Raw genomic sequence first — 7,176 nt, forward strand, 5'->3', positions numbered from 1 at the left:
GATCTACCCGGCGGCCGACCTGCACGACTGGTACGGCCGCTACTTCTACTTCGCGCCGGACGAGATCCGACCTTCCGGTGTACGCCGGCTCGGGCGGGCCGCCGCCCTCGACGCACCGGGCCCCTACCAGCTGCAGGCGGCGATCGCGGCGCAGCACGCCCTCGCGCCGTCCTACGCGGCGACCGACTGGGCCGCCGTCCGCGGCCTCTACGACCAACTGCTGGCACTGAACCCGTCGCCCGTGGTCGCGCTGGGCCGGGCCGTCGCGACCGGGTTCGTCGACGGGCCCGCGGCCGCGCTCGCCGAGACCGACGCGCTGGAGCCGCGGCTGGCCGGCTACCGGATGTGGCACGCGACCCGGGCCGACCTGCTGGTCAAGCTCGACCGGCGCGACGAGGCGGCGGACGCCACCCGCCGGGCGTTCGCGCTGGCCACCAACGACGCCGAACGGGAGCTGCTCGCCCGCCGCCTCGCCGCCCTGGTCAGTTCATGACCGGCCGCACCTCGACGGTCTCCCGGAACGGCACGATCCCGGGCCAGGTGGCGGCGATCGCCACGGCCTCGTCGGCGTCGGCGACGTCCAGCGGCACGATCCCGCCGACGACCTCCTTCAGCTCGACGTAGGGGCCGTCGGTGACCGTGACCCGGCCGGCCGCGTCGGTGCCGACCGTGCGGGTCTCGGCGGCCGGGCCCAGCATGGCGCCGCCCGGCAGGACCTTGCCGGTGGGCAGCCAACGGGCGTACCAGTCGCGGATCTGTCCCATCACCGCCCGCGTGGCCTCGTCCGTGCCGCTCCAGGCGGCCTCCTCGCCGCTGATCAGCATCAGGAACCGCATCGGTCAGCGCCCCGTGGTCGGGCGGACCTCGACCTGGTCGCCGACGGCCTCGATGCCGGGCCAGGTGGCCGCGACCGCGACCGCCTCGTCCATCGAGTCGGCCTCGAGCAGGATGAACCCGCCGACCACGTCCTTGAGCTCGATGTACGGGCCGTCGGTGACCAGGGCCTTGCCGTCGTCGCCGCGCCGCACCGTCTTGGCGGTGGCGACGGGCTGCAGCTCGGCGCCGCCCTGAACGATCGCGCCCTCGGCGTGCCATTTCTCCCACCAGGTGCCGACCGTCGCCATCAGCTCCTCGGCGCCCGGCCCCTCCCAGTTGGACTCGGGCCCGCAGATCATCATCACGTAGCGCATGTGCCTACCTTCCTGCCTCGTTTCGGCGGTGTCTGTGGGATGACGAACGGCACCGTGGCGGGATCGACATCGCCGCCGGAGAAACCGGACGGTATTTTCTCCTCCGTGGAGGACATCGACCGCGCCATCGTCGCAGCATTGACCGCCGACGGCCGGCTGTCCTACACCGACCTCGCGGAACGGGTGGGGCTGTCGGTGTCCGCGGTGCACCAGCGGGTCCGCCGGCTCGAGCAGCGGGGCGTGATCCACGGCTACACGGCCAAGGTGGCGTACGACGCGATCGACCTGCCCCTGGCGGCGTTCGTGGCGATCCGGCCGTTCGACCCGTCGCAGCCGGACGACGCCCCGGAGCGGCTGGCGCACATCCCGGAGATCGAGTCCTGCTACTCGGTCGCCGGCGACGACTTCTACCTGCTGCTGGTGCGGGTGGCCGGTCCGGCGGACCTGGAGCGGGTGCTGCAGGAGATCCGGACGGCGGCCAACGTCACGCACCGGACCACGGTCGTGCTGTCGACCCCTTACGAGGGACGCGCGCCGAAGATCAACGACCCGAGTTCCACTGCTGGATGACCCGGGCGCCGTGCTCGTGCCCGAGCTCGGAGATCGTGGCGGTGTCGAGCTTGAGCAGCCCGCCGCCGTCGGGGCCGAGCCCGATCCAGCGGGCGCCGACGACGCGCAGGCAGTGCCCGTGCCCGACGAGGGCGACGTCGCCCTGGTCGAGGAGCTTGGCGGCCTTGGCGATGACCCGGTCGACCCGGGTGCCGACCTGCGCCGGGGTCTCGCCCTCGGGCGCGCCGTCGGTCCACAGCGACCAGCTCGGGTCGAAGCGCTCGTGGATCTCGGCGGAGGTGATCCCCTCGTACCGGCCGTAGTTCCACTCCGCGAGGTCGTCGTCGATCTCGGTGATCCGCAGGCCGGCCAGCTCCGCGGTGCGCACGGCCCGCTGCCGGGGACTGCTGATCACCGCGGCGAAGGTCCGGTCGGCGAGGCGCTCACCGATCTCCTGGGCCTGCCGCTGCCCGGCGCGGGTCAGCTCGACGTCGGTGTACGAGGTGTGCTTCCCGGTCATGCTCCACTCGGTCTGCCCGTGCCGGACCAGGACGATCTCCGCCATGCCGTCCATCCAACCGTTTCCGGAGCGCTTGTGCTTGGCGAACCATCATCCTAGGACGGCTTAGGGGGTGTGCCCTGACACGGAGATCAACCGGCAGCGGGGGATAGGGTTCGGCCCATGACCATCCGCCCGATCCGCCTCATCGGCGACGCGGTGCTGCGTGCCGAGTGCGACCCCGTGCGTACGTTCGACGCGGAGCTGCGGGCGCTGGTCACGGACCTGATGGACACGCTGCTGGGCGAGCCGGGCCGGGCGGGCGTGGCCGCCAACCAGATCGGCGTGAGCGCGGCGGTCTTCGTCTACGACGCCGAGGGCCAGCGCGGCCACGTGGTGAACCCGTCGATCACGGTGTCCGAGGAACTGCAGGACGGCGACGAGGGCTGCCTGTCGATCCCGGAGCTGTTCTTCCCGACGCCACGGGCCATGCACGCGACGGTGACGGGCTTCGACCAGCACGGCGAGCCGCTCACGGTCTCGGGCAGCGGCTTCCTGGCCCGCGCGCTGCAGCACGAGACGGACCACCTGGCGGGCAAGCTGTTCGTGGACGGCCTACGCGGCCAGACCCGCCGCGAGGCCCTGCGTGCCATCCGTGCGACGCCCTGGGCCCGCCCGACAACCTGATCAGCTCGCCGGGTGGGGACCCGCCGCGCCGAGCGTCGCTGGACATCCACACCCTCGGTCCGCCCATCGGGCCGGGATCTGCCGCCAGGCCCCCTGCCGGGCGATACGTCAGCCGGTTGCTCTCAGCCGGCGCGTGACCTTCGCTGTTTCAAGGCGTCGTGCGGGGCGGTTCGGAATCGTCGTCCGCCGCGAGGCGTTCGAGTGCGGTCTGGACCGCCGGCCCCGGTCGGTTGGTCACGAGCCAGGCGACGCCGGCGCGGACCCGGGCGTCCGAGTCGTCGGCGCCGGCCACCAGGCGGTCGGTCGCCGCGTCGTCGCGCCAGGCGCACAGGGCCATCACGGCGCTGCGCCGGACCGCCGGGTCTGCGTCTTCGAACGCGGCCAGCACCGCGTCCAGCGCGGCCGGATGGTCTCCGCCGAACACCGAGCCGAGGGCGTCCACCGCCTCGGCACGAACCCGCGCGTCCACGTCGGAGGACGCGTCGACGACCAGGGCGATGTACTCGTCCCGCTGGGTCCAGTCCAGGACGCTCAGACCCCAGATCCCGACCCGGCGCAGTCCCGGATCGTCGGCGGCGACACAGGTCATGACTCCCGCCAGGGCGTCGATCCGGGAGGCCGAGAACAGCCGCAGGACGTCGAGCTGCAGGGTCTCGCCGTCGTCGTTGCGGTCGTCGACCAGTGCGCGAAGCAGGGCGGGCAATGCGGCCGCGCCGGCGGCGACCGACAGAACCCGGGCGATCTGGTCGCGCGCCACGGTATCGCCGGCGTCGGTGTACCGGACGAGCAGGCGTTCCAGCTCCGGCCGCAGGAACCCGGCGTCGGGCGTCGCGAGCTGCGCGACCAGACCCGCGGCCCGGCGGCGGCGTCCACCGTCCCGGTCGGACTCCAACAGCGTGACCAGGTCGTGGAGAGCCTGCGTCAGCGGCGCCACGGGCGGCGCCTGGCCCGCGGGCCGGGTTCCTGGTCGAGGATGCCGAGCAGCGTCGGATCGGTGTCGACCGCGTGGCAGAGGTGGCTGGCCCTGCCCTCGTCGCCGGCACACCGCGCGCCTTCGATGACCTTGGGCTTCACGGGGACAACCTAGCCGCTTTGGCTAGTCTGCCCTCGTGACGATCATCGGGGTGCCTTATCACCAGGACGAGCGGCTGGCCGACGACCACGTTCCGCTGCCCGCGGGGGCGGCGCGGGTCGATCCGGTGCTGCCGGCCGGGGCCGTCTGGGAGCGCCTGACCGCTCTGCACGGCGCCGTCGCCGAGCGGGTCGCGACGGCGATCCGGGCCGGTGACGTGCCCACCGTCGTCTCGGGGGACTGCCTGGTCGCGCTCGGCACCCTCGCCGGTGTGCAGCGGGCCGGGATCGATCCTGGGCTCGTCTGGTTCGACGCGCACGGTGACGTGCACACCCTCGACACCACGACCTCGGGCTACCTCGGTGGGCTCGCGCTGCGGCTCGCCTCGGGCGCACACGACGATCTGGTCGCCGGGCCCCTCGGGTTGCGGCCCGTCCCCGTCGAGCGGACCGTGCTCGTCGGTGCCCGTGACCTGGACCCGGCCGAGGTCGCGTACCTGGACAGCGGCGCCGGCCCCGCGCTCCGGGCCGTCGACGACCTCGGTGAGCTGCCGGATGGTCCGCTCGTCCTGCACGTCGACCTGGATGTGATCGACGCCGGCGACCTGCCGGGCCTGCTCTTCCCGGCGCCGGGCGGTCCGTCCACCAGCGACGTCCGGGCGGCGATGGGGCGGATTCTGGCAACGGGTCGCGTCGTCGCCCTGGACATCGCCTGCCCCTGGCATCCGGCACCGTCCGCGGGCGCCCAGGCCGCACGCACTGAACTCCTCGCCAGTCTTGCATCCTAGGACGACTTACGGGTTGTACCGGCAGTCGCGATGACAAGTCAGCACCGAACAACGAAGTCCTAGCGGGGCCTTAAATGTGTTATCCCGCGGTCGCCCTGGTCGTCTCCTGTGCGCCACGATGAGGCGGCTTCGAGGAGAGGTGCGATGCGCGAAGGGTACGAGCAGGCGTTGGTGCTCGCCGCTCGGGACGGTGATCCGCGGGCGGTCGACGAACTGGTCGCCGAGTACCTCCCGTTGGTCTACAACGTGGTCGGGCGGGCGCTCGACGGGCACGCGGACGTCGACGACGTGGTGCAGGAGACGATGCTGCGCTGTGTCACCGGGCTGCGGAGCCTGCGTGACCCGGCCCGCTTCCGGGCGTGGCTGGTCGCGATCGCGGTCCGGCAGGTACGCGACCGGCAGGCCGACCCGTACCGCGCGCGCCAGGCCGGCCACCTCGGCTATCCGGGTGAGGCCGACGTCTCGGACCCGGGCGCGGACTTCGCGGACCTGACGATCCTGCGCCTGGAGCTGTCCGGGCAGCGGCGCGAGGTGGCGGAGGCGACGCGCTGGCTCGACCCTGACGACCGGGAGCTGCTGTCGCTGTGGTGGCTCGAGGCGTCCGGGGAGCTGACCCGCGACGACCTGGCGCAGTCGCTGGGGCTGACGAACCAGCACGCGGCGGTACGCGTCCAGCGGATGAAGGGCACCCTCGACACCGCGCGGATCGTGGTGCGGGCGTTGGCAGCGCGGCCGCGCTGCGGTGAGCTGGCGCAGACGCTGGCCGGCTGGTCGGGGCGCCCGGACGCGTTGTGGCGCAAACGGCTGGCCCGGCACGTGCGCGAGTGCCCGTTCTGCGGCCCTGCGTCGGCTCAGCTGGTCGCGGCGGAGCGGCTGCTCGCGGGTGTCGGCCTGGTCGCGCCGGCGGCGGGCCTGGTCGCGGGGATGCTCGGCGCGACGGGCGCCGGGGCGGGCGGTGCGGTCGGCGCCGCGGCCGCCACGGGCTGGAACGCCGGAACGTCCGCGGGCGCCGGCGCGTCCTGGGGCGGTGCCACGGCCCAGATCCCGGCCGCCACCACGGCCGCGACGACGGCCACCGGTACGACGGGTGCGGGCGGCGCGGCCGGCACGGCGGCCAAGAGCGCCACCTGGATGCTCAAGGGCCTGGCGATCAGCAAGCCGGTCGCGGCCGCTGTCGCCACGGTGACGGTGGCGGCCGCCGCGGTCGTCACGTTCGGGGTCGTGCGCAATGGGGACGCGGTGCCGGCCGCGGCCGTTCTGCCTCCTTCGGCATCGAGCGCCCCGTCGCGCGTATCCCCTGATGCGACAGTGACGCCGACTGCTGTGCCGTCGGCGACGGCCTCGCCCACCGCGAAGCCGACCCCGAAGAAGACCCCGGCGAAGCCGGTGGCGCCGTTGCCGCCGACCCGCAGGACGGCGAAGAAGGGTGCCGCGGTCTGGGACTTCCCGGCGGTGAACGCCGGGCTGAAGGCGGTCGGGGCGTCCTGGTACTACAACTGGGGCGCGAACAACGACCGGATGCCGGCGAGCGGTGTCGAGTTCGTGCCGATGATCTGGGGTACGGCCAACGCCACGGACGCGACGATCGCGCAGGCGAAGCGCGAGGGTGACACGCTGCTTGGGTTCAACGAGCCCGACATGGCGGAGCAGGCGAACATGACGCCGGCGAAGGCGCTGGAGCTGTGGCCGAAGCTGCAGGCGACCGGGATGCGGCTGGGCAGCCCGTCGGTGGCGTTCGGCGCGGCGGACACCGGCAAGTGGCTGGACCAGTTCATGAAGGGCGCGCAGCAGAAGGGCTACCGGGTCGACTTCATCACGCTGCACTGGTACGGCGGTGACTTCTCGTCGGCGGCGGTCGGGCAGCTCAAGGGCTACATCCAGCAGGTGTACGCGAAGTACAAGCTGCCGATCTGGCTGACCGAGTTCGCGTTGATCCGGTTCGACGGGTCGGGTGCGCACTATCCGACGGACGCGCAGCAGGTGGCGTTCATCAACGGTGCGACCGACATGCTGCAGGGGCTGTCGTACGTGGAGCGGTACTCGTGGTTCGGGCTGCCGTCGACGTCGGACAGCCACACGGGTCTCTACAAGGAGAGCGGTGCGTTGACGCCGATGGGGACCGCCTACCGGGCGGCGGGCTGATCCGCGAGGAGGTGCTCGTAGGGGAAGCCGCCGGCGAGCTCGTCGCGGCGGGCGGAGAGCTGACGCAGCGCGGCCTCGATGTGTGCGAGGTCGACGAGGTCCGGCTCGGCGCTGTGGCGCAGCTTGAGGCGCTGCCCGATGGCGGCGCCGGCGAGGTCCTCGGCGAGCCGGTCGGCCGGCAGCCGGTCGTGGAGAATACGACACGTGACACGAATCGTTATCGTGGGTGGCGGCCCGGCTGGTTACGAGG

10 protein-coding genes and 1 pseudogene are annotated in these 7,176 nt (G+C 72.9%); 6 read left to right on the forward strand and 5 right to left on the reverse strand.

Translation table 11 applies throughout. The features are described 5' to 3' along the window. Nucleotides 1-493 (forward strand): annotated as a pseudogene (locus AB0H87_RS35145) (hypothetical protein); the annotation flags it as partial. On the opposite strand, the gene AB0H87_RS35150 reads toward AB0H87_RS35145, so the two are convergent. Together AB0H87_RS35150 and AB0H87_RS35155 are read right to left on the reverse strand one after the other, a co-directional pair. Beyond that, nucleotides 483-836, reverse strand: a complete 354-nt coding sequence (locus tag AB0H87_RS35150; RefSeq protein ID WP_360155835.1) for a YciI family protein — start codon at nt 834-836, stop codon at nt 483-485. The pseudogene AB0H87_RS35145 and the gene AB0H87_RS35150 overlap by 11 nt on opposite strands. 3 nt (nt 837-839) lie before the next feature. Then, complete coding sequence (locus AB0H87_RS35155; protein ID WP_360155838.1) at nt 840-1,190, reverse strand: YciI family protein; 351 nt, start codon at nt 1,188-1,190, stop codon at nt 840-842. A gap of 105 nt (nt 1,191-1,295) precedes the next feature. Between AB0H87_RS35155 and AB0H87_RS35160 the strand changes: the two genes are divergently transcribed. Next, nucleotides 1,296-1,760, forward strand: a complete 465-nt coding sequence (locus AB0H87_RS35160) for an Lrp/AsnC family transcriptional regulator (protein ID WP_360155841.1) — start codon at nt 1,296-1,298, stop codon at nt 1,758-1,760. Here AB0H87_RS35160 and AB0H87_RS35165 read toward each other — a convergent pair. Next, nucleotides 1,732-2,304: a histidine phosphatase family protein gene (locus AB0H87_RS35165; RefSeq protein ID WP_360155844.1), complete on the reverse strand. Its 573-nt coding sequence runs from the start codon at nt 2,302-2,304 to the stop codon at nt 1,732-1,734. The genes AB0H87_RS35160 and AB0H87_RS35165 overlap by 29 nt on opposite strands. A gap of 117 nt (nt 2,305-2,421) precedes the next feature. Here AB0H87_RS35165 and def point away from each other — a divergent pair, with 117 nt between their 5' ends. Continuing rightward, nucleotides 2,422-2,925, forward strand: coding sequence for a peptide deformylase (gene def, locus AB0H87_RS35170; RefSeq protein ID WP_360155847.1), 504 nt, complete (start codon nt 2,422-2,424; stop codon nt 2,923-2,925). 148 nt (nt 2,926-3,073) lie between these two features. On the opposite strand, the gene AB0H87_RS35175 is transcribed toward def, so the two are convergent. Continuing rightward, the gene (locus AB0H87_RS35175; protein ID WP_360155850.1) at nt 3,074-3,859 is read right to left on the reverse strand and encodes a HEAT repeat domain-containing protein; all 786 of its coding nucleotides are present in this window, start codon (nt 3,857-3,859) and stop codon (nt 3,074-3,076) included. Next, entirely contained in the window at nt 3,847-3,999 is a 153-nt protein-coding gene (locus tag AB0H87_RS35180) for a hypothetical protein (protein ID WP_360155853.1), read from the reverse strand. Before AB0H87_RS35180 ends, AB0H87_RS35175 begins: the two co-directional genes overlap by 13 nt. 35 nt (nt 4,000-4,034) lie before the next feature. Here AB0H87_RS35180 and AB0H87_RS35185 point away from each other — a divergent pair, with 35 nt between their 5' ends. From AB0H87_RS35185 to AB0H87_RS35195, 3 genes are all read left to right on the forward strand, one after another. Next, on the forward strand, nt 4,035-4,784 hold the full coding sequence (locus AB0H87_RS35185; RefSeq protein ID WP_360155856.1) for an arginase family protein: 750 nt from the start codon (nt 4,035-4,037) through the stop codon (nt 4,782-4,784). Between the two features lie 144 nt (nt 4,785-4,928). Continuing rightward, a complete protein-coding gene (locus AB0H87_RS35190; protein ID WP_360155859.1) occupies nt 4,929-6,926 on the forward strand; it encodes a sigma-70 family RNA polymerase sigma factor in 1,998 nt (665 codons plus the stop codon). Nucleotides 6,927-6,937: 11 nt separating this feature from the next. After that, nucleotides 6,938-7,176: hypothetical protein (locus AB0H87_RS35195; RefSeq protein ID WP_360155862.1), on the forward strand; the 239-nt coding region annotated here is incomplete at its 3' end.

It is taken from the genome of Asanoa sp. NPDC050611, assembly GCF_040654855.1.
Taxonomy (GTDB): Bacteria; Actinomycetota; Actinomycetes; order Mycobacteriales; family Micromonosporaceae; genus Asanoa.

Coding starts and splice junctions, on each gene's coding strand:
- AB0H87_RS35150 (WP_360155835.1), bottom strand. CDS start 836: ATGCGGTTCCTGATGCTGATCAGCGGCGAGGAGGCCGCCTGGAGCGGC.
- AB0H87_RS35155 (WP_360155838.1), bottom strand. CDS start 1,190: ATGCGCTACGTGATGATGATCTGCGGGCCCGAGTCCAACTGGGAGGGG.
- AB0H87_RS35165 (WP_360155844.1), bottom strand. CDS start 2,304: ATGGCGGAGATCGTCCTGGTCCGGCACGGGCAGACCGAGTGGAGCATG.
- def (WP_360155847.1), top strand. CDS start 2,422: ATGACCATCCGCCCGATCCGCCTCATCGGCGACGCGGTGCTGCGTGCC.
- AB0H87_RS35190 (WP_360155859.1), top strand. CDS start 4,929: ATGCGCGAAGGGTACGAGCAGGCGTTGGTGCTCGCCGCTCGGGACGGT.